Below are 21140 nucleotides of genomic sequence, written 5' to 3'. Positions count from 1 at the left end.
AGAGATTGTCAGTCTGGAATGTCGGACCTCACAGCCGAGCAGGTGCAGCGCGGACGCGGTCCCGATCCTTCCGCGCTGGCACGCCGCAAGCTGATCAGCCGCGAGGTTCGGTCGGCCCGCGAGCGGCTGACCTCGACGACCGGGCTCGACCGCGCCTTCGACTACGAGCTGGTGCGCCTGTTCGCGCAATACCGCAGCGCCGGCGTCGCCGGGACGCTGGTGCTGGCGGCCCTCATCGCCGCCGCGACCTGCATCTGGGTGCCGGTCTACAAGGTCATGGGCTGGCTGGTGCCGGTCGTGCTCTCGGCCGGGATCACGCTGCTGCTCTGCCGCCGCTTCCTCGCCGAGCAGGCCGAGCGGGTACGGATCGGCTTCTGGCGCAAGGCGATCGCGCTCGCCGAACTGCTGCACGGCACCTGCTGGGCGCTGCTGCTGGTGCTGTTCCTCGGCCAGGAGGCGCCGGGCGCGCGCTTCTTCGTGGTGACGGCGCTGCTGATCGTCAGCGCCCTGACCGTCATGCTGGGAGCGACGCTGCCGATCGTCGTCTATGCCGGGCTGGCCCCGATCGCGCTCGGCACCGCGCTGTTCTTCTCCGGCCATGGCGACATGGACAGCATGACGTTGCTGCTGATGGCGGCCTGCGCGCAGCTCTTCTTCGTCTTCCTGGCCAACCGGCTCTACGCCACCTCGGTCGCCACCATCGCCTTCCGTGCCGAGAAGGACGCGCTGATCGCCGAGCTGGAGACCGCCAACGCCAATTCCGACGAGGCGCGGCGCAAGGCCGAGGAGGCCAATCTGGCCAAGTCGCGCTTCCTGGCGACGATGAGCCACGAGCTGCGCACGCCGCTGAACGCCATCCTCGGCTTCTCGGAGGTGATGAAGAACGAGGTGTTCGGCCCGCACGCCAACCCGGCCTACAAGGAATATTCCGGCGACATCCACGATTCAGGCCAGCATCTGCTCAACCTGATCAACGAGATCCTCGACCTGTCGCGCATCGAGGCCGGCAAATACGACCTCAACGAGGAGTCGCTCAGCCTTTCGGGCATCGTCGACGAGAGCGTCCACATGCTGAAGCTCCGGGCGAAGGCCAAGGGCCAGACCATCCGCCAGGCGGTCGAGCCGGAGCTGCCGGCGATCTGGGGCGACGAGCGGGCCCTGCGGCAGGCCGTGCTCAACGTGCTGTCGAACGCGATCAAATTCACCCCGCAGGGCGGCGAGATTTCGATCAAAGTCGGCTGGACCGCGGCCGGCGGGCAATATGTCAGCGTCAGCGACACCGGCCCCGGCATCCCGGAAGAAGAGTTCCCGACCGTGCTGCAGAGCTTCGGCCGCGGTTCGCTCGCCATCAAGACCGCCGAACAGGGCTCCGGCCTCGGCCTGCCGATCGTCAAGGGCCTGATCGACCTGCATGGCGGCGGCTTCCAGATCCGCTCCAGGCCCCGCGCCGGCACGGAGGTGACGATCACGCTGCCGGCCGAACGGGTGATGGACACCCTGCCGGCATTGCCCGAGCCCGGCGCACGCAGCGCCGCCTGAAACGGTGAGCGCGCGGGGGCCTTCCCTCACTCGCCGAGCGTGACCCGCACGCTCTCGCCTTCCTCGGCGCTGGCGCGCTGCAGCGTCGCCTTGGCCTCGTCGACCTGGCGCTGGCGGTTCCACATCCCCGCATAGATCCCGCCTGCGGCGAGCAGCTCGCGGTGATGGCCGCGCTCGACGATCAGCCCCTTGTCGAGCACGATGATCTCGTCGGCGTTGACCACTGTCGAGAGCCTGTGGGCGATGACCAGCGTGGTGCGGCCCTCGCTCACCCGGTCGAGCGCGTCCTGGATCTCCTTCTCGGTGAAGGAATCGAGCGCCGAAGTCGCCTCGTCGAGCACCAGAACCGGCGGCCCCTTGAGGATGGTGCGGGCGATGGCGACGCGCTGCTTCTCGCCGCCGGAGAGCTTCAGTCCCCGTTCGCCGACCGAGGTGCGGTAGCCCTCCGGCAGCGAGGCGATGAAGCGGTCGATCTGGGCGAGCCGTGCCGCCTCCTCGATCTCCGCCTGCGTCGCCTCCGGCCGGCCGTAGCGCAGATTGTATTCGAGCGTGTCGTTGAACAGCACGGTGTCCTGCGGGACCATGCCGACCGCCTGGCGTAGGCTGACCTGCTGGACCCCTGCGATGTCCTGCCCGTCGATCAGGATGCGGCCGGCCTGCGGCTCGTAGAAGCGGAAGAGCAGGCGCGACAGGGTCGACTTGCCGGCGCCCGAGGGGCCGACGATCGCCACCGTGTGGCCGGCGGGCACCGAGAACGAGATGCCGCGCAGGATCGGCCGCTCCGGCACATAGGCGAAGTGCACGTCCTCGAAGCTGACGGCGCCCGTGGCGACCGTCAGCGGCGGGGCGCCAGGCGGGTCCTGGATCTCCGGATCGCGGCCGATCAGGGCGAACATCTGGGCGATGTCGAGCGTCGCCTGCTTGATCTCGCGATAGACGGTGCCCATGAAGTTCAGCGGCAGATAGAGCTGGATCAGCATGGCGTTGATCAGCACGAAATCGCCGACCGTGTTGGTGCCGGCCTGGAAACCGCGCACGCACATCACCATCGCGATCGTCAGTCCCGCGGCGAAGATCACGGCCTGGCCGAAGTTCAGCCAGGCGAGCGAGGTGTAGGCCTTGATCGAGTTGCGCTCGTACTGCGCCATGGCGACGTCGTAGCGCGCGGTCTCGCGGGCCTCGGCGCCGAAATACTTCACCGTCTCGTAGTTGAGCAGCGAGTCGATCGCCTTGGCGTTGGCGTCGGTGTCGGATTCGTTCATCTGCGCCCGGATGGCGATGCGCCATTCCGTGGCCTTGATGGTGAAGGCCATGTAGCCGACCACCATGACGACGAGCACCACGACATAGCGCCAGTCGAACAGCCAGAGCAGCACCGCGATGATCAGCGTCACCTCGATGATCACCGGCACGAGTTGGTTGAGGCCGAGGCGCACCATCTCCTCGATGCCGTTGCGGCCGCGCTCGAGCACGCGGGTCAGGCCGCCGGTCTTGCGCTCGAGATGGAAGCGCAGCGAGAGATGGTGGAGATGGCCGAAGGTCTGCAGCGCCAGCGTGCGCACAGCATGCATGAAGACCGGCGCGAAGATCGCGTCGCGCAACTGGACGAAGGCGGCGGAGCCGACCCGCGCCAGGCCGTAGATCACCGTCAGCGCCAGGGGCGCCCCGACCAGCCAGGGCAGCCAGGCCGAGAGCGTCGTCGGATTGCCGGCCAGCGCGTCGGTCGCCCATTTGAAGGTGAAGGGCACGCCCATCAGCACGAGCCTGCCCATCACCATCAAAGCGAAGGCGGCGACGACGCGCTTGCGCAGGTCGGCGCGCTCCGGCGGCCAGAGATAGGGCCACAGGGCGCGGAAGGTGGCGACGAAACCGGCACCCGGCTGGATGACGGCCGAGCGGGATAGCGGCGCCGGGGACGGCGCGTTTGGCGATGACATGCAAACTCTTCCAGATCGAACCGCCGATATAGGGAGATTCCCTCGGCAATGCAGCGGCTGAGAGGACAGGGCGGGCATGCGAGCGGGCCGCCGGAGCAGATCCGCCTCCGGCCAGCGCGGCAAACCTGCCTTGCCGCCGCCGCAAGCCGGGTGTCAGATCGCGGCGCCGGCCCGCGAGGCCGGCCGCATCGGGAGACCGCCATGACCGCTCACCGGAGTTTCGCGATCGCCTGCGCCGCCGCGCTGCTGACGACGCTGCCCGCGCTCGCCCAGCCGGCCCGGCCGCCGGGGCAGATCAAGATCACCAACACGCGCGAGGTTCCGCTCGAGATGCTGGAGATATCGACCATGGGCGAGCAGGCGCGGCTGGTCGCCAAGCTCGCCAAGCCGCTGGCGCCCCGGCAGAGCGTCACGCTGAAGCTGACCAAGCCGGCCGGTTGCAGCTACACCGTGATGGGCCGCTTCGGCGACGACGCCGATGTCGAGCACGAGGCCGTCGACCTCTGCAAGGAACGGACGCTGCGCCTCACCGACTGAGGCGCGAGCCCGCGAGGGCAGCGGCGTCGGACCGAACCGTGAAACCACCGTTCGGCCCGATGCGATCGCACGCTGCGCGATCGCGCTCCGCGTATCCGTGCGAAGGCGCGGCGACTTAAGCCGTCGCGCCCTCGCGCATCAGCTTGTAGACGATCGAGTCCGTCAGCGCCTGGAACGATGCGTCGATGATGTTGGCGCTGACGCCAACCGTGGTCCAGCGCTCGCCGCGCTCGTCGGCGGATTCGATCAGCACGCGCGTCACCGCGTCGGTACCGCCCTGGAAGATGCGGACCTTGTAGTCCACCAGGCGCAGGCCGCCGATCAGCGACTGATAGCGGCCGAGATCCTTGCGCAGCGCCATGTCGAGCGCATTGACCGGGCCGGCCGCGCCTTCCGCAGCCGAGATCAGCACCTCGTCGCCGACCTTGAGCTTCACCGTCGCCTCCGAGAAGGTGACGAGCTCGCCGACCGCGTTGTAGCGGCGCTCGACGCTGACCTTGAAGCGCTCGACCTCGAAGAAGGCCGGTACCTCGCCGAGGATGCGGCGCACCAGCAGGTAGAAGGAGGCGTCGGCCCCCTCGAAGGCATAGCCCTGCGCTTCCTTGTCCTTCAGCTCCTGGAGCACGCGGGTCAGGCGCGGATCGTCGCGGCCCAGCGTCACGCCGATGCGTTCCAGCTCGGCGACGAGGTTGGACTTGCCGCCCTGGTCGGAGACCAGCACCTTGCGGACATTGCCGGTCGCCTCGGGCGCGACGTGCTCGTAGGTGCGCGGATCCTTCAGCACGGCGGAGGCATGGATGCCGGCCTTGGTCGCGAAGGCCGAGGCGCCGACATAGGGCGCATGGCGGTTCGGGGCGCGGTTTAGCATCTCGTCGAGCGCGCGCGAGACATGGGTCAGCTCGCCGAGCTCGGTCTCGCCGACGCCGGTCGCGAAGCGGTCGCGATAGCGCTGCTTGAGCTTCAGCGTGCCGATCAGCGTCACGAGATTGGCGTTGCCGCAGCGCTCGCCGAGCCCGTTCAGCGTGCCCTGGATCTGGCGCGCGCCGGCCTCGATCGCCGCCAGCGAATTGGCGACGGCGCAGCCGCAATCGTCATGGGCGTGGATGCCGAGATGCTCGCCCGGGACGACCCGCGCCACCTCGGCGACGATCCGCCCGACCTCGTCGGGCAGCGTGCCGCCATTGGTGTCGCAGAGCACCACCCAGCGCGCCCCGGCCTCGTAGGCGGTCCGCGCGCAGGCGAGCGCGTAGTCGGGATTGGCCTTGTAGCCGTCGAAGAAATGCTCGCAGTCCAGCATCACCTCGCGGCCGGCGGCGCGCGCCGCCTCGACGCTCTCGCGGATACCGGCGAGGTTTTCCTCCAGCGGGATCTCGAGCGCGACATGGACGTGATAGTCCCAGCTCTTGGCGACGAAGACGATCGCGTCGGCATCGGCCTCGAGCAGCGCGGCGATGCCGGGATCGTTCGCGGCCGAGCGCCCGGCCCGCTTGGTCATGCCGAAGGCTGCGAAGCGGGCCGCCTGCGTCGGCTTGTGCGCAAAGAAGGCGGTGTCGAGCGGGTTGGCGCCGGGATAGCCGCCCTCGACATAGTCGATGCCCAGCCGGTCGAGCATTGCGGCGACGGCGCGCTTGTCGTCGAGCGAGAAGTCGACGCCGGTGGTCTGGGCGCCGTCGCGCAGCGTCGTGTCGAAGAGATAGACGCGGGCGGCGCTCACGACCGCGCCCTCATGCGATAGCGCAGCACCTTCGGCATCACCATGGCGAGCATGACGAGCTTGATGGCGAAGGAGAGCGAACCGGCCTTGCGGATCTCGGGAGCGGACTGGGTCATCGGATGGCGGCTTTCATGGAAACGCTGTCGAAGGTTGGTGCCGCGTCGGCCGCGCGGTAGTTGCGAGCCCCCTCGCCGCGCTCCCTCTCCCGCAGGGGGACGAGGGCGCGCGGCAGCGGCTCATCGCTTCACGTCCCACGTCGTGATCAGCTCGCCGGTGGTCGGGTCCTTACCGTCCATCAGCACGATGCCCAGCGCGACGAGCTCGTCGCGGAGGCGGTCGGAGGCCGCGAAGTCCTTGGCCTTGCGGGCCGCGACGCGCTCGGAGACCAGCCGCTCGACGCGGGCACGGGCATCGGCGTCCAGCTCGGCGGCGGCCGCACGCAGCGGCGCGACGCCGAGAAGGTCCAGGCTGGCGCGCAACGCGCCGGCATCGCCCGCCTTGCGCAGGGCATGCAGTTCGGCGAGCACCTGCGAGGTATTGAGATCGTCGGCCAGCGCCGCGATCACCGCCTCGGGCACCGCGGTCGCGGCCGCTTCGCCGGACAGAGCACTCCAGTCGGCGAGCGTCTTCTCGGCCTCCTCGAGCGACTTCGCCGTCCAGTCGATCGGCTGGCGGTAATGGGTGCGCAGCATGGCGAGGCGCAGCACCTCGCCCGGCCATTTGCGGCCTCCGAAGTTCTCGGTCGCCAGCAGTTCGTTGATGGTGACGAAGTTGCCCAGCGACTTGGACATCTTCTCGCCCTCGACCTGCAGGAAGCCGTTGTGCATCCAGTAATTGGCCATGCGCGGCGCACCGTCCGGCCCGCCGAAGGCGCAGCAGCTCTGGGCCAGCTCATTCTCGTGATGCGGGAAGACGAGATCGATGCCGCCGCCATGGATGTCGAAGACGTTCCGGGCGGGATCATCGCAGGCGAGGCCGCCGCCGAAGGGCTCCAGCAGGGTCTTCATCGACATGGCCGAGCATTCGATATGCCAGCCCGGGCGGCCCGCGACGGTGATGCCGCAAGGCGAGGGCCAGCCCGGATCGACACCGTCGCGGCTCGGCTTCCACAGCACGAAGTCCATCGGATCGCGCTTGTAGGGGGCGACGTCGACGCGCGCGCCGGCGACCATCTCGTCGAGCGAGCGGCGGGCGAGCGAGCCGTATTTCGGCGCCGCCGAGAGTTGCGCCACCGCCGGCACGTGCAGCAGCACATGGTCCTCGGCGACATAGGCGACGCCGCGCGCGACGAGGCGCTCGATGATCGCCTTCATCTCGGCGATATGGCCGGTGGCGCGCGGCTCCTGGTCGGGGCGCAGGCAGCCCAGTGCGTCGACATCGGCGTGGAACTGGGCGGTGGTGGCCTGCGTGACCCGCCCAATCGCCTCGTTCAGCGGCAACGCCGGATAGTCGCGCGCGGCACGGGCGTTGATCTTGTCGTCGACGTCCGTGAGGTTACGCGCATAGGTGACGTGCTGCGGCCCGTAGACATGGCGCAGCAAGCGGTAGAGCACGTCGAAGACGATGACCGGGCGCGCATTGCCGATATGGGCGTAGTCGTAAACCGTCGGCCCGCAAACATACATGCGGACGTTCGCGGGATCGACCGGCACGAAGACATCCTTCGTGCGCGTCAGCGTGTTGTAGAGCCTGAGGGTCGGCTGCATCGGAGGTCACAGTCCCGGAACGAGCAAAAGGGCATCCTGGCCGCTGGCCGGGGCGCTTTCTGTCTGTTCGCTTTCGAGACGAGGACGTGAGCAGCCGGCCAGCGGAAGCTAGCGGCAAATAATGCAGAAAGTGGCGAGGGCTCGCGTCATCGCGGCAGTGATGCCTCAGCGCGCCGCCTTGCGTCAAGTGGCAGCCGCGCAACGCCCGGCCGGCGATCACGGCCGGCGCAGCGAAATCACGCCTGGGCGCCGCAATTCGGCCATCGGGCGCCGGCTCCAGCGAGCCACGCCATTCAATCGAATCTTAACGATCCGGAACCATACTGGGATGTCTGAGGTTCAGAACCCGTCGAAGCCTGGGAAAAGCATCATGCGTCGCGCCATCGCGCTCGTCGGGTCGTTCGGTATCGTCGGGGCCGGTCTGTCGCTGGCCATCATCCCGGTGAGCCGGGGCACCGCCGCACCGAAGCCCGCACAGACCTATCTCCTGCCCGCCGCGGACGGCTATGGCGTGGCCGATTGCATCGCCAGCCGCTCGGATTGCGGACAGATCGTCGCCGATGCCTGGTGCGAGGCCAATGGCCACCGCGTCGCCAAGACCTTCGGACTGGCCAGCGCCGAAGACTTCACCGGCACGACCGTCACCAAGGCGGCCACCGCCGAGCAGCCGCTCGCCATCACCTGCGAGGGCTGAGGTTCAGGGCGAGGCCGCCGGACGGCGCCCTGCCCCGGCTCGCCTCAGATCAACGGATCCATTCCGAGCAGCGCGCCACCTCGCCGGTGCCACCCCAGGGCATGACCGGCACGCTCGAGGTCGAGTTCTGCGGCGAGCCGTCGATCAGCTTGTCGGTGTAGACCATGTAGATCAGCACATTGCGCTTGGCATCGCAGCCGCGCACGATCTGCATCTTCTTCCAGATCATCGAGCGGCGCTCGCGGAAGACGACATCGCCCTGCGAGGCCTTCTCCTTGAAGCGGATCGGCCCGATCTGGCGGCAGGACAGCGAGACGTCGGAGACCTCTTCCGCCACGCCGAACATCCCGGCAACGCCGCCCTTCTCGGGCACGGTGTAGTGGCAGGCCACGCCCTCGACGAGCGGGTCGTCGACGCCGTAGACCGCGAGCTTGTCGTTCGGCGTCATCATCTTCCAGACGGTCGACTTGCGGAAGATCAGGTCCTCCTGCGCCTGGGCCGGCGAGAGCGCGGCCATGCCGGCGAGAGCGGTCAGAATTGCGACGAAACCGATGCGCATGCGTACCTCCGCGAACGGCCGGCGAAACGGCCAGCCGCTATATGGTGGGCGTGAGCCCGTCGCGCCAGATCAGGCGGCGAGCGGCCGGAAGGCGAGCCAGGCGGCGGCGAGCGCCCCGGCCAGACCGAGCGCGAACAGCACGAGCTTGATGCGGGTGAAGCCGCTGGCGAGGGCGACCGTGCCCTCGTCGACCTGCGGATAGCGGTCGAGCAGGCGGGCGACCGCGAGGTTCTCGACGATGTCGCAGAGCCCGCCGAACAGCCAGCCGCCGCCGCACAGCGCCGCCACCCACCAGGGATAGCCGCGCATGGAGAGCCCGGCGACGGTGAAGCCGCCGACCACGGCATAGGTCAGCGCCACCGCCGCGTCGGCCGGCAGGATGCGGTGGCGATAGAGCGCGCGGCGCTCCTCGCCATAAGCGGCGAAAAGCCGCTCGACATCGGCGCGGTCGAAGCCGTTCCAGTCGCTCTCCAGCAGGCGCGGGACGCGCAGACGGCTCGCCCAGGCTCCCACCAGCCAGAACAGCAGCATGACCAGCGCGGGCCCCCAGATGAAGAAGGCGAGCGGGACGAGCGTGGCGTGGAAGGGAGCGAGGTCGTGCATCGTGGCGTGCTCCGGGAGGCGCAGGGCGGCTGGGCCGGAGACTACAGCGCCGCCGCAGGCCGCGCCAAGAGTTAGAGAGCCAAGAAGCCCGCGCTGGGCCCGCTTGTGCGAGCGCGAGCCGGTATTCGGTTAGCCTGCGATGACGCGCCTGCCTCCCGGCACGAGATGCCGCGGCCGGCAGCCCTTTTCAATCGCCGCGGGACGCGCCAGAAAGGGCGCAACCAGCCGCGGGAGGATACCCCAATGAAACGCCGGACTTTCCTGACGACGGGCGCGCTCGCCGCGGCCGCGACGCCGATCGCCATGCCGGCCATCGCGCAGTCGATGCCCGAGGTGAAGTGGCGGCTGACGTCGAGCTTCCCAAAGCAGATCGACACGATCTACGGCACCGGCCTGCAGTTCGCGAAATACATGTCGGACGCCACCGACGGCCGCTTCCAGGTCCAGACCTTCTCGGCCGGCGAAATCGTCCCCGGCCTGCAGGCGCTCGACGCCGTCAGCTCCGGCACGGTCGAGTGCGCGCATACGCCGGTCTATTACTATATCGGCAAGGAGCCGGCGCTCGGGCTCGGCACCGGCATTCCCTTCGGCCTGAACGCCCGCCAGCAGCATAGCTGGTGGTTCTTCGGCGGCGGCGAGCAGGTCATCAACGGCGCGCTGGCCAAGTTCAACGCCTACAGCCTGCCCTGCGGCAATTCCGGCTGCCAGATGGGCGGCTTCTTCCGCAAGGAGATCAAGTCCGTCGACGACCTGAAGGGGCTGAAGTTCCGCATCGGCGGCATGGGCGGCTCGGTGCTGGCCAAGCTCGGCGTGGTGCCGACGCAGATCGCGCCCGGCGACGTCTATCCGGCGCTGGAGCGCGGCACGATCGACGCCGCCGAGTTCGTCGGCCCCTATGACGACGAGAAGCTCGGGCTGGTGAAGGTCGCCCCCTATTACTACTACCCCGGCTGGTGGGAGGGCGGCGCCATGCTGCACCTCGTGATCAACCAGGAGCAGTGGGACAAGCTGCCGAAGCACTACCAGGCGATCGTGCGCGCCGCGAGCGAGGCCGCGAACAACTGGATGCTGGCCAAGTACGACTTTGTGAACCCGGGCGGACTGCGCAAGCTGGTGTCGCAGGGCGCGCAGCTGCGTCCCTTCCCGATGCCGGTGATGGAAGCCTCGCTGAAGGCCGCCGAGGAGTACTATGCCGAGACCTCGGCCAAGAGCGAAGCCTTCAAGAAGGGCTACGAGTCGATGGTCGCCTTCCGCGGCGAGAACCTGCTCTGGTGGCAGATCGCCGAGCTCTCCTACGACGCCTTCATGAACAGGCTGCGCGGGCGCTGAGCCCCGCGCCCCGGGAGGCCCGGCCCTGCCGCCTCCCGGGGCGCCGGCGCGCGCCCTTTAGCCAGCAGCCATGGACGACGCGATGCCGACCACCCCGCCCGACGAGCCGCCGCTCCATCTCGAGCAGTTCCTGCCCTATCGGCTGAACGTCGTCGGCGCCTTCGCCAGCCGGGCGCTGGGGCGGATCTACGGCGAGCATTTCGGCATCGGCATCCCGGAATGGCGGGTGATCGCCCAGCTGGGCGAATTCGGCCGCCTGACGTCGCGCGACATCGGCGAGCTGTCGCAGATGCACAAGACCAAGGTCTCGCGCGCCGTCGCCGAGCTCGACCAGCGCGGCATCGTCGAGCGCAGCGAGAACCGGGCCGACCGGCGCGAATCCTTCGTCTCGCTCTCGGCCGCCGGCCGCAGGCTCTACGCCCAGATCGTACCGCTGGCGCTCGCCTTCGAGAGCCGCTGGACCGACGGCATCGCGCCCGACGAGCTGCGCACCTTCGAGCGCGTGCTGGCGGTGCTGACCGAACGGGGCCGCCACCTCGCCGGCGCCTATCAAGAAGAGGTGAGCTGATTGCCGCGGGCCGGCGGATATGCGACTCCGGCCTCTCTTCGTCGCGACCCGCGAGTCGTGACAAGGCCGTCGTCGGAGCCCGCCGTCCTTAGTTCCGTCGCGTTTGTGACATGTCTTCCGGCAACCGGCACGCCGCACGCGGCGGTGCCATCGCTACCGAAGGTCCAAGACGCATCCCCGCCATGGTTCGAGCTTCCCTCCGCCGTTTCCTGAGCCCGCTTCTGGCGCTCGCCGCCTTGACAGGCGCGGCGGTGGCGCAATCGCCGGCGTGCCAGACCTGGCAGGCCGAGCTCTCGCGGCTGCAGGGGCGCGGCGGCGGCGACGCCCGCGCCGCCCAGCAGGCAAGGCACGTGGCGGCGCAGCTGACGCAGCTCTCCGGCCAGTACCGCGCCATGGGCTGCGACCGCGGCGGCTTCCTGTTCTTCGGCGAGCGCCCACCGCCGGAGTGCGGCGGCATCCGCGCCCGCCTCGGCCAGCTCCAGGGCCAGTACGCCGCGCTGCAGGAGCAGGCGCAGGGCGGCGGCATCGAGCAGCGCCGGGCCCAGCTCGCCGCCCTGATCGACCGCAATTGCCGCGGCCAGTCGCGGGGCTTCTTCGACACGATCTTCGGCACCGACAATCCGCGCGGCGAAATCGATTCAACCTTGCCGGAGCTCGATCCGCAGCCGCAGGAAGAGCGCCCCCGCCAGGGCGGCGCCTACAATGTCTGCGTGCGTACCTGCGACGGCTATTTCTTCCCGCTCGCCAACAGCCCGGGCGGGCGTGGCGGCCAGGACGAGATGTGCCAGGCGCTCTGCCCCGGCGCCGAGACGCTGGCCTTCGGCATGAGCAGTGGCGGCGACATCCAGAACGCGATGAGCCGCACCGGCGGCACGCCCTACGCCTCGCTGCCCAACGCGCTGAAATACACCCGCAGCTTCGACGCCGCCTGCACCTGCCGCGCGCCGGGCCAGAGCTGGGCGCGGGCGCTCGCCCCTGCCGAGGCGCTGCTGGAACGCCGCAAGGGCGACATCATCGTCACCGAGCAGCGCGCCGAGGAAATGTCCCGCCCCAAGCCGGACCGCAATCCGCGCAACCGCCGGGCCGAGGCGAAGACGCCGGACGCCAAGCCGCAGCCCGGCAGCGAGGGCCCCGCCCCGACCGAATTGCAGGCGGCGCCGGGCGACGAACCGGAGGCCGCGGCCAACCTGCCGACCGCCGGCACCGAATCGGCCGGCGTCGGCCCGCAGCGGATCGACGGGCAGGAGACGCTCGACAAGGATGACGGGCTGAAGCGCGAGAGCCGCAGCGTCACCGGCGAGCGCCGCACGGTGCGGATCGTGGCGCCGAGCATCGCGCCCAATCTCGGCGCGGGCGCTCCCGCGCGGCCCTGAGCACCGCCGTCATGCCCGCATCGCAGGGCTGACACGCCGCCAGAGACGGCCGATCGATGGAACGGCCGCCATAATCGGGCGTATGGCATTGCGGAGACGGGCGAGCTGCCCGCCGCATGTCAGCGGAGCGACCATCCATGTCCGACCAAGCGGTTCACACGTCGCGGGGCCTGGACCCCGCCGACACGGCCCGGCGCCTGAAGGCCATCTTCATCGGCTCCGTCGGCAATCTCGTCGAATGGTACGATTTCTACGCCTACACGGCGTTCGCGCTGTATTTCGCGCCGAAATTCTTCCCGTCCCACGATCCGGTGGTGCAGCAACTCAACGCCGCCACCCTGTTCGCGGCCGGCTTCATCGTGCGCCCGCTCGGCGGCTGGCTGTTCGGCCATATCGCCGACCGCTACGGCCGGCGGCTGTCGCTGACGGTCTCCGTGCTGATGATGTGCTTCGGCTCGCTGATCATCGCCGCGACGCCGACCTACGAGACCATCGGCTTCCTCGCCCCGGCGCTGCTCGCCTTCGCGCGCATCATCGAGGGGCTGAGCCTCGGCGGCGAGTACGGCGCCAGCGCGACCTATCTCTCCGAGATCGCCGATCCGCAGCATCGCGGCTTCTATTCGAGCTTCCAGTACGTGACGCTGATCGGCGGCCAGCTGACGGCCATCCTCGTGCTGCTACTGTTGCAGAACGTCTTCCTGACGCATGAGCAGCTGGTCGACTGGGGCTGGCGCATCCCGTTCGTGATCGGCGCCATGCTGGCGGTCACCGCCATGCTGATGCGCCGGCACATGGAGGAGACCGAGGCCTTCACCGCGGCGAAGAAGGCGACGAAGCAGACCAGCTCGCTGCGCGGGCTGTTGAAGTATCCGCGCGAGGTGGCGATCGTCGTCGGGCTGACCGCCGGCGGCACTGCGGCCTTCTACACCTTCACCACCTACATGCAGACCTTCGTGAAGCAGACGGTGGGGCTGACCGACATCGTCACAACCTATGTGATCGCCGGTTCGCTGATCTTCGCCTCGATCCTGCAACCGATCTACGGGATGATCTCCGACAGGATCGGGCGCAAGCCGATGCTGATCTTCTTCGGCGTGGCCGGAACGCTGCTGACGGTGCCGATCCTCACCGCGCTGTCGCAGACCAAGTCGCCCTTCGTCGCCTTTCTGCTGATCTCGGGCGCCTGGATCTTCGTGGCCGGCTACACCTCGATCAACGCGGTGGTGAAGGCCGAACTGTTCCCGACCTCGATCCGCGCCACCGGCGTCGCCGTGCCCTATGCGCTGACGGTCTCGATCTTCGGCGGCACGGCGCCGGCCATTGCGCTGTTCTTCAAGCAGCAGGGCCACGAGCAGTGGTTCTACTACTACCTCTCCGGGGTGATCTTCATCTCGCTGCTGGTCTACGCCACGATGCGCGACACCAAGCACCAATCGGCGATGCACCGGCACGAATGAGGCGAGTAGGCCCGCCGCTGCGCGAGGTGCGGCGGCGGGTTCATCTCGGCCTGAGCCGGGGCGAGCCCCGCCCGTCAGGCAGCCTCGCCGGCCAGCCGCTTCAGCGCCTTGTCGCGGCCGATCAGCGGCAGCAAGGCCGCGAGTTCCGGTCCATGGTCGAGCCCGGTCAGGGCCTGGCGCAGCGGCATGAACAGCGCCTTGCCCTTGGCGCCGGTCGCGGCGGCGACGGCCTGCGTCCAGGTCTTCCAGGTGCCGGCGTCGAAGGGTTCGGCCGGCAGCAGCGCCGCGGCGGTGGCGGCGAAGGCCGGATCGGCGATCACCGGCTCGACCGGGCCGGAGACGACGCGCCACCAGTCGCTCGCCTGCGAGAGCCGCGCGAGATTGCCGCGGATCGCCAGCCAGAACGCCTCGTCGGCCGGGACGCCGAGCGCCGCGAGCCGGGGCGCGACCTCGGCAAGGCCGAACTGGTGCAATGTGCGCGCCGACAGCGTCTCGAGCTCGTGCTCGTCGAACCTGGCCGGCGCGCGCGAGGCGTGGGTCACGTCGGCGATGCCGGCGAGTTCGGCCAGGCTGGCGACGGGGCGCACCGCATCGGAGGTGCCGGTCAGGACCGCGAGCGCAGCCACCGCCAGCGGCTCGATACCCGCCTCGCGCAGGCCGCGCAGCGAGAGATGGCCGAGGCGCTTCGACAGCCCCTCCCCGCTCGCCGTGGTCAGCAGGTTGTGGTGGCCGAAGATCGGAGCCGTGCCGCCGAGCGCCTGCATGATCTGGATCTGCACGGCGGTGTTGGTGACATGGTCCTCGCCGCGCACGACATGGGTGATGCCCTGCTCCAGATCGTCGACGACGGAGGGCAGCGTGTAGGGATAGCTGCCGTCCTCGCGCACCAGAACCGGATCGGAGAGCGAGGCGCAGTCGACATGCGAAGCGCCGCGCACCATGTCCTCCCAGCCGATCTCGACCGCTTCCAGCAGGAAGCGCCAATGCGGCCGGCGGCCCTCCGCTTCCAGCCGCGCCCGGTCCTCGGCGGTGAGCTTCAGCGCGGCGCGGTCGTAGACCGGCGGCAGGCCGCGCGCGAGCTGGCGCTTGCGCTTGCGGTCCAGTTCGTCGGCGCTCTCGTAGCAGGGGTAGAGCCGGCCGGCGGCGCGCAGCGTCGCGGCGGCGGCGTCATAGAGCGCGACGCGCTGCGACTGGCGGATGCTGGCGTCCGGGACCACGCCGAGCCAGGCGAGGTCCTCGGCTATCGCGTCGGCATATTCCGGCTTCGAGCGCGCCTGATCGGTGTCGTCATAGCGCAGCAGGAAGCGCCCGCCCGCGCGCTGGACGAACAGCCAGTTGAACATCAGCGAGCGCGCATTGCCGATATGGAGGTAGCCGGTCGGCGATGGCGCGGTGCGAACGAAAGGTGCGGTCATGGCCGGGCTTGTCGCGCGGCCGCGGCCTGAGGGCAAGGGCGGAAACGCGCCGGCAGGCCAGCATGCCGGCGGCACCAGGATTCAGAAGTCGAAGCTCTCGCCGCCGGCCTTGCCGACGCCCTTGACCAGAGCGAGGTCGGGCTCGTGCGCCGGGGCGCCGGGATCGCGGAAGCGGTTGACGATCGGATAGCGTCGGTCGCGGCCGAAATTGCGTCGCGTCACCTTCACGCCAGGCGCCGCCTGACGGCGCTTGTATTCGGCGAGATAGAGCAGGCGCTCGACCTTGCGGACGATCTCGACATCGTGGCCGCGCGCGACGATGTCGGCGACGCGCATCTCGTGCTCGATCAGGCAGGCGAGGATGTCGTCCAGCACCTCGTAGGGCGGCAGCGAATCCTGGTCCTTCTGGTTCTCGCGCAGCTCCGCGCTCGGCGGCTTGACGATGATGTTCTCGGGAATGACCTCGCCATCGGGGCCGCGCGCATCCGCCGGCTTCCAGCGGTTTCGCAGGGCCGAGAGGCGGAAGACCTCGGTCTTGTAGAGGTCCTTGATCGGGTTGAAGCCGCCGTTCATGTCGCCATAGAGCGTGGCGTAGCCGCAGGACATCTCCGACTTGTTGCCGGTGGTCACCACCATCGGGCCGAACTTGTTGGAGATCGACATCAGCAGCGTGCCGCGCACGCGGCTCTGCAGGTTCTCCTCGGTGATGCCACGCTCGGTGCCGGCGAAGAGCCCGGCCAGCGTCGCCTCGAAGCCCTCGACCGGCGCGGCGATCGGCACGACCTCATAGGGCACGCCGAGCGCGTCGGCGCAGGCCTTGGCGTCGTCCAGGCTCTCCTGCGAGGTGAAGCGGTAGGGCATCATCACGCAGCGGACGCGCTCGGCGCCGATCGCGTCGACCGCCATGGCGGCGCAGATCGCCGAATCGATGCCGCCGGAAAGGCCGAGAACCACGCCGGGAAAGCCGTTCTTGCCGACATAGTCGCGCAGGCCCAGCACGCAGGCGGCGTAATCGGCCTCGTCGCCGCTCTCCAGCACGGCGCGCGCGCCCTCGCGGCAGCGCCAGCCCTCGGGCCCGCGCTCCCACTCGGTCAGGACAATGCCCTCCTGGAAGGCCGGAAGCTGGCAGGCGAAGGTGCGGTCGGCGTTCAGCACGAAGGAGGCGCCGTCGAAGACCAGTTCGTCCTGGCCGCCGAGCTGGTTCAGATAGACCAGCGGCAGGCCGGATTCGACGACGCGGGCGACGGCGACGTTCAGGCGCTCCTCGATGACGCCGCGGCGGAAGGGCGAGCCATTGGGCACCAGCAGGATCTCGCCGCCGGTCTCGGCCAGGCACTCGACCACGTCGGGCCCCCAGATGTCCTCGCAGATCGGCAGGCCGAGCCGCACCTTGCCGCGGAACACCACCGGGCCGGGCAGCGGGCCGGGCTCGAAGACGCGCTTCTCGTCGAAGACGCCGTAATTCGGCAGGTCGACCTTGAAGCGCACCGACTGGATCGCGCCGCCGTCGAGCAGGGCATAGGCGTTGTGCAGGCGCCCGTCCTCGTTCCAGGGCAGGCCGAGCAGGATGGCGGGGCCGCCATCGGCCGTCTCGCGCGCCAACTCCTCGCAGGCGCGCCGGCAGGCGTCCTGGAAGGCGGGCTTCAGCACGAGATCCTCGGGCGGATAGGCCGCCAGGAACAGCTCGGAGAACATCACGAGCTCGGCGCCCTGCGCGGCGGCCTCGCGGCGGGCGGCGCGCACCTTGTCGGCATTGCCGGCGACGTCGCCGACGATCGGGTTGAGCTGGGCCAGCGCCAGGCGGAGGACGGTCTCGGTCATGCCCTAGCGCTTTATCCTGCGCGGCGAAGGCCAGCAACGGGGCGGGAAGCAGGCGGCCCCGGCGCCCGGCTCAGCCCCCGGCCGGAAAATCGGCGGCGAAGCGCAGCTCGCGCAGCGGCCGCACGGTGGCAGTCGTCTCGGCGTAGATCGGATCGGCCTTGAAGGCGGCGAAGGCGGCTTCGTCCGCGAACTCGGCATAGACCACGATGTCGATCTCGTTGGCGTAGAGATCGATCTTGCGGTTGGCGGCCACCTCGAAGACCGAGGAATGCGGGATGTCGCCGAGCCGGGTCAGCAGCCGGCGCACCGTCTCGACATCCTGGCCGGGCTTCACGGTGAAGAACACGATATGCCGGATCAACGGCCCTCTCCTCGCGGACGGAAATCGGCGGACGGGAATCGCAAGCGTCGATTCCGGGCCGATCTGTCTCAGAGCCGGGCCATGCGCGCAACGCCATTAACCCGTCATTAGGGTTAACCCGTCATGAATCTCCTGCGGAGCGGTGCGAGCCGTCGTCCGGCATCTTTGGAGAGACGCGCGATGCGTGCTGTCACCTCAGCCCTGGCGGCCGTCCTGGCCGGCCTGACCGCCCTGCCCGCGGGCGCCATCGCCGCGGACTATCTGCGCGGCACGCAGATCGACCAGCCCGTCTCGGCCCCGGTCTTCGCGCCGGGCTTCGACTGGTCGGGCTTCTATCTCGGCGGCGGCGCCGGTGTCAGCGAAACCAAGTTCAAGCCGGGCGAAGGCGTACAGAAGCTCGCGAACCACGCCTTTCGCAATACGCTGATCGGAACCGAGTACAATCCCGGCGGCTGGGTCAGCAATCTGCCCGACAAGCGTGACAGCGGCAGCCAGTTCTTCGGCATCCTCGGCTACAATTATCTGTTCGGCGACGTCGTGCTGGGCTTCGAGGCGGACTATACCCGCTCCGGCCACGCCTACAGCGTCAACGACGACATCGCGCGGCGGGTCACGACGTCTGGCGGCTCTGTCACTGACGTCTTCCTGCGCACCAACCAGAGCGCCAAGCTCAACGACTATGCGACGATGCGCCTGCGCATGGGCTGGACCTATGGGCGCATCATGCCCTTCGCCACCTTCGGCGGCGCGGTCGGCCGCTTCGACGCACGCTCGACGGTCGACGCCAATGCGCTCATCGTCGCCAATGCGGGCCTCCCCACCGAGCAGCGTTTCCAGGGGGCCGGCTATCCGCTGCAGGTCGGCGCGACGCGCAAGAACAAATACGCCTTCGGCCTGAGCGCCGGCGCCGGCGTCGACTGGGCGGTGACCGACAATCTCTTCCTCCGCGCCGAATACCAGATCGTGCGCTTCGCCGAGGTCGAGGGCACGACCACGACCGTCAACACCGGCCGCGTCGCCGCCGCGCTGAAATTCTGAAGGCGCAAGCTAGGTCAGCTGGGCCTTACAAGAACGATCGACAGACAAGGGGCCCCAGCGTCGCCGCTGCGGCCCCTTGTCGTTTCGTCGCGACATTCCCCGCCTGAGCGGGGAAGAGGCAGCCTCACTCGGCCGCCTCGACCTCCGGACGCGCCCGGCCGGCCCGGTCGCGCTTGACCAGCTCGGCGACGAGGAAGGCGAGCTCCAGCGCCTGCTCGGCGTTGAGGCGCGGGTCGCAGACCGTGTGATAGCGGTCGTTGAGGTCCGCATCCGTCATGCCGCGGGCGCCGCCGGTGCACTCGGTGACGTTCTTGCCCGTCATCTCCAGATGCAGGCCGCCGGCATAGGTGCCCTCGGCCTGATGGACGGCGAAGAAGTTCTTCACCTCCGTCATGATCATGTCGAAGGGCCGGGTCTTGTAGCCGCTCGCCGCCTTGACGGTGTTGCCGTGCATCGGATCGCACGACCACACGACGTTGCGGCCTTCGCGCTTGGTGGCACGCACCAGCGCCGGCAGGTGGTCGAACACCTTGTCCGCGCCGAAGCGGGCGATCAGCGTCAGGCGGCCCGGCTGGTTCTGCGGGTCCAGCGCCTCGATCAGCTTCAGCAGCTCGTCCGGCTTGAGGGACGGGCCGCATTTAAGGCCGATCGGGTTGCGGATGCCGCGGAAGAACTCGACATGGGCGTGGTCGAGCTGACGGGTGCGGTCACCGATCCAGACCATGTGGCCGGAGGTGTCGTACCATTCGCCGGTGGTCGAATCGACGCGGGTCAGCGCTTCCTCGTAGCCGAGCAGCAGCGCCTCGTGGCTGGTGTAGAACTCCGTCGAGCGCATCTCGGGATGCGTCTCCGGGTCGATGCCGATGGCGCGCATGAAGTCGAGTGCCTCGGTGATGCGCCCGGCCACCTCCTGGTAGCGGTCCGACTGCGGGCTGTCCTTGACGAAGCCGAGCATCCAGCGATGCGCGTTGTCGAGGTTGGCGTAGCCGCCGGTCGCGAAGGCGCGCAGCAGGTTGAGCGTCGCCGCCGACTGGCGATAGGCCTCGAGCTGGCGGCGCGGATCGGGAACCCGCGATTCCGCCGTGAACTCGTTGTCGTTGATGATGTCGCCCTTGTAGCTCGGCAGCTCGACGCCGCCGATGCTCTCCATCGGCGCCGAACGCGGCTTGGCGAACTGGCCGGCTATCCGGCCGACCTTCACCACCGGCGAGCCGCCGGCGAAGGTGAGCACCACCGCCATCTGCAGGAACAGACGGAAGAAGTCGCGGATGTTGTCGGCCGAATGCTCGCCGAAGCTCTCGGCGCAGTCACCACCCTGGAGGAGGAAGGCCTCACCGGCGGCGACCTTGCTCAACGCCCGCTTGAGCTTTCGCGCCTCGCCCGCAAAAACGAGCGGCGGAAAGCCGGCGAGCTGCTGCTCAACCGCCTTCAAGGCTGCCTGATCCGGATAATCCGGCATCTGCTGGACGGGCTTTGCCCTCCAGCTTTCGGGCGTCCACCGCTCGGACATCATCTTGCTCCTGATTGCACGTGCCGCGCGCGTTAACCTCCTTGCGCGACCGGCGGCCTATACACCCCCCGGGCGCCGCTGGCCACCTCGGGAATGGCCGCGGCGGCCATGCAGGGTGTCGCAGCCCCCTGCCGGCGCGCGCCGTGGCGGCCCCGGAGCCGGCATTTCCGGCCACGGCACGCCGATTGACAGCCTCCCAAGAGCCCTCTAGCCGAAACCGGTCATCCTTCCCTCGCGCGGGCCCCACCATGAATCTGAGCGTCTTCGTCCAGGAATATCTGCGCGGCGCCCTGCGCCGGCCCAAGCAATTCCTGGAATCGCGGCCCGCGCGCCAGTGCACCATCTGCGGCTATGAGGGGCGCTTTCTCGATGTCGGGCCCCGGCCGGAGGCGCGCTGCCCCAACTGCTCCTCCAAGGAGCGCGACCGGATCATGGGGCTCTATCTGCGCCGCAACGGCATCGAGATGATGGGCAAGACCCTGCTGCACTTCTCGCCGGAGCGGCCGTTCTTCCGCCTGTGGAAGGACAATCCCGGCTATGTCGCCGGCGATGTGAAGATCAGCAAGGTCGCCAACGCCGTGGTCGACATCACCGCGATCCAGTTCGCCGACGCGCATTTCGACTATCTGATCTGCCACCACATCCTCGAGCACGTCCCAGCCGACGCCAAGGGCATGCAGGAGTGCTACCGGGTGCTGAAGCCCGGCGGGAAGGCCTTCTTCTCGGTGCCGCTCGACCAGAACCGGGCAGAGACCTGGGAGCCGCCCGCGGGCATGCCGGCCGCCGAGATCGAGCGCATCTGCGGCTGGGACCATGTCCGCCTCTACGGGCGCGACTTCCCGGAGAAGCTGGCGGCGGTCGGCTTCAAGGTAGACGAGATCCGCTTCTCGCCGGAGGAAGGCGAGCGCCACCGGCTCATCGAGAAGCACGGGCTGGAACTCCAGGGGCTCGACCGGCTCTTCGTCTGCACCAAGTAGCG

The 21140-nt window shown here is 69.0% G+C and carries 18 protein-coding genes; 9 read left to right on the top strand and 9 right to left on the bottom strand.

The genetic code is table 11. The annotated features are described in order from the left end of the window. Positions 1-18: 18 nt before the first annotated feature. Positions 19-1539: a sensor histidine kinase gene (locus ABE438_RS07445; RefSeq protein WP_346501934.1), complete on the top strand. Its 1521-nt coding sequence runs from the start codon at positions 19-21 to the stop codon at positions 1537-1539. Between the two features lie 26 nt (positions 1540-1565). Here ABE438_RS07445 and ABE438_RS07440 read toward each other — a convergent pair whose 3' ends face one another. Further along, positions 1566-3476: an ABCB family ABC transporter ATP-binding protein/permease gene (locus tag ABE438_RS07440; protein ID WP_346501933.1), complete on the bottom strand. Its 1911-nt coding sequence runs from the start codon at positions 3474-3476 to the stop codon at positions 1566-1568. A gap of 201 nt (positions 3477-3677) precedes the next feature. Here ABE438_RS07440 and ABE438_RS07435 point away from each other — a divergent pair, with 201 nt between their 5' ends. Next, positions 3678-4013, top strand: coding sequence for a hypothetical protein (locus ABE438_RS07435; RefSeq protein WP_346501932.1), 336 nt, complete (start codon positions 3678-3680; stop codon positions 4011-4013). 115 nt (positions 4014-4128) lie between these two features. Here ABE438_RS07435 and cimA read toward each other — a convergent pair whose 3' ends face one another. Together cimA and cysS are read right to left on the bottom strand one after the other, a co-directional pair. Next, positions 4129-5727: a citramalate synthase gene (gene cimA / locus ABE438_RS07430; protein ID WP_346501931.1), complete on the bottom strand. Its 1599-nt coding sequence runs from the start codon at positions 5725-5727 to the stop codon at positions 4129-4131. A gap of 236 nt (positions 5728-5963) precedes the next feature. After that, positions 5964-7433, bottom strand: coding sequence for a cysteine--tRNA ligase (gene cysS / locus ABE438_RS07425; RefSeq protein ID WP_346501930.1), 1470 nt, complete (start codon positions 7431-7433; stop codon positions 5964-5966). A gap of 370 nt (positions 7434-7803) precedes the next feature. On the opposite strand from cysS, the gene ABE438_RS07420 reads away from it, so the two are divergent. Beyond that, complete coding sequence (locus ABE438_RS07420) at positions 7804-8127, top strand: hypothetical protein (protein WP_346501929.1); 324 nt, start codon at positions 7804-7806, stop codon at positions 8125-8127. A gap of 49 nt (positions 8128-8176) precedes the next feature. On the opposite strand, the gene ABE438_RS07415 is transcribed toward ABE438_RS07420, so the two are convergent. Both ABE438_RS07415 and ABE438_RS07410 read right to left on the bottom strand, forming a co-directional pair. Next, entirely contained in the window at positions 8177-8686 is a 510-nt protein-coding gene (locus ABE438_RS07415) for a CreA family protein (RefSeq protein ID WP_346501928.1), read from the bottom strand. A gap of 69 nt (positions 8687-8755) precedes the next feature. After that, entirely contained in the window at positions 8756-9289 is a 534-nt protein-coding gene (locus tag ABE438_RS07410; protein WP_346501926.1) for a hypothetical protein, read from the bottom strand. 243 nt (positions 9290-9532) lie between these two features. Here ABE438_RS07410 and ABE438_RS07405 point away from each other — a divergent pair, with 243 nt between their 5' ends. From ABE438_RS07405 to ABE438_RS07390, 4 genes are all read left to right on the top strand, one after another. Further along, complete coding sequence (locus tag ABE438_RS07405; protein WP_346501925.1) at positions 9533-10618, top strand: TRAP transporter substrate-binding protein; 1086 nt, start codon at positions 9533-9535, stop codon at positions 10616-10618. Positions 10619-10700: 82 nt separating this feature from the next. After that, positions 10701-11186 carry a MarR family winged helix-turn-helix transcriptional regulator gene (locus ABE438_RS07400; RefSeq protein ID WP_346501923.1) on the top strand — a complete coding sequence of 162 codons (486 nt, stop codon included), beginning with the start codon at positions 10701-10703 and terminating at the stop codon, positions 11184-11186. A 182-nt stretch (positions 11187-11368) separates the two neighbouring features. Further along, positions 11369-12559, top strand: a complete 1191-nt coding sequence (locus tag ABE438_RS07395) for a DUF2865 domain-containing protein (RefSeq protein WP_346501922.1) — start codon at positions 11369-11371, stop codon at positions 12557-12559. 137 nt (positions 12560-12696) lie between these two features. Then, entirely contained in the window at positions 12697-14016 is a 1320-nt protein-coding gene (locus ABE438_RS07390) for an MFS transporter (RefSeq protein WP_346501920.1), read from the top strand. Between the two features lie 74 nt (positions 14017-14090). Here the strand turns inward: ABE438_RS07390 and ABE438_RS07385 are convergent, their stop codons facing one another. The 3 genes from ABE438_RS07385 to ABE438_RS07375 form a co-directional block, all read right to left on the bottom strand. Next, positions 14091-15431, bottom strand: coding sequence for a glutamate--tRNA ligase (locus ABE438_RS07385; RefSeq protein ID WP_346501919.1), 1341 nt, complete (start codon positions 15429-15431; stop codon positions 14091-14093). 81 nt (positions 15432-15512) lie between these two features. Further along, complete coding sequence (locus ABE438_RS07380; RefSeq protein ID WP_346501918.1) at positions 15513-17252, bottom strand: NAD+ synthase; 1740 nt, start codon at positions 17250-17252, stop codon at positions 15513-15515. Between the two features lie 70 nt (positions 17253-17322). Beyond that, on the bottom strand, positions 17323-17613 hold the full coding sequence (locus ABE438_RS07375; RefSeq protein ID WP_346501917.1) for a Dabb family protein: 291 nt from the start codon (positions 17611-17613) through the stop codon (positions 17323-17325). A gap of 180 nt (positions 17614-17793) precedes the next feature. Between ABE438_RS07375 and ABE438_RS07370 the strand changes: the two genes are divergently transcribed. After that, the gene (locus ABE438_RS07370) at positions 17794-18651 is read left to right on the top strand and encodes an outer membrane protein (protein ID WP_346501916.1); all 858 of its coding nucleotides are present in this window, start codon (positions 17794-17796) and stop codon (positions 18649-18651) included. Between the two features lie 124 nt (positions 18652-18775). Here the strand turns inward: ABE438_RS07370 and ABE438_RS07365 are convergent, their stop codons facing one another. Then, positions 18776-20161, bottom strand: a complete 1386-nt coding sequence (locus ABE438_RS07365; protein WP_346502111.1) for a class II 3-deoxy-7-phosphoheptulonate synthase — start codon at positions 20159-20161, stop codon at positions 18776-18778. 248 nt (positions 20162-20409) lie between these two features. On the opposite strand from ABE438_RS07365, the gene ABE438_RS07360 reads away from it, so the two are divergent. Beyond that, positions 20410-21138 carry a methyltransferase domain-containing protein gene (locus tag ABE438_RS07360; protein WP_346501915.1) on the top strand — a complete coding sequence of 243 codons (729 nt, stop codon included), beginning with the start codon at positions 20410-20412 and terminating at the stop codon, positions 21136-21138. Positions 21139-21140: the final 2 nt, after the last annotated feature.

Source organism: Allobosea sp. TWI1241 (assembly GCF_039673065.1).
Classification (GTDB): domain Bacteria; phylum Pseudomonadota; class Alphaproteobacteria; order Rhizobiales; family Beijerinckiaceae; genus Allobosea.
The sequence above is the reverse complement of the archived record's forward strand: the minus strand, read 5'-3'. Positions and strand labels throughout refer to the sequence as shown.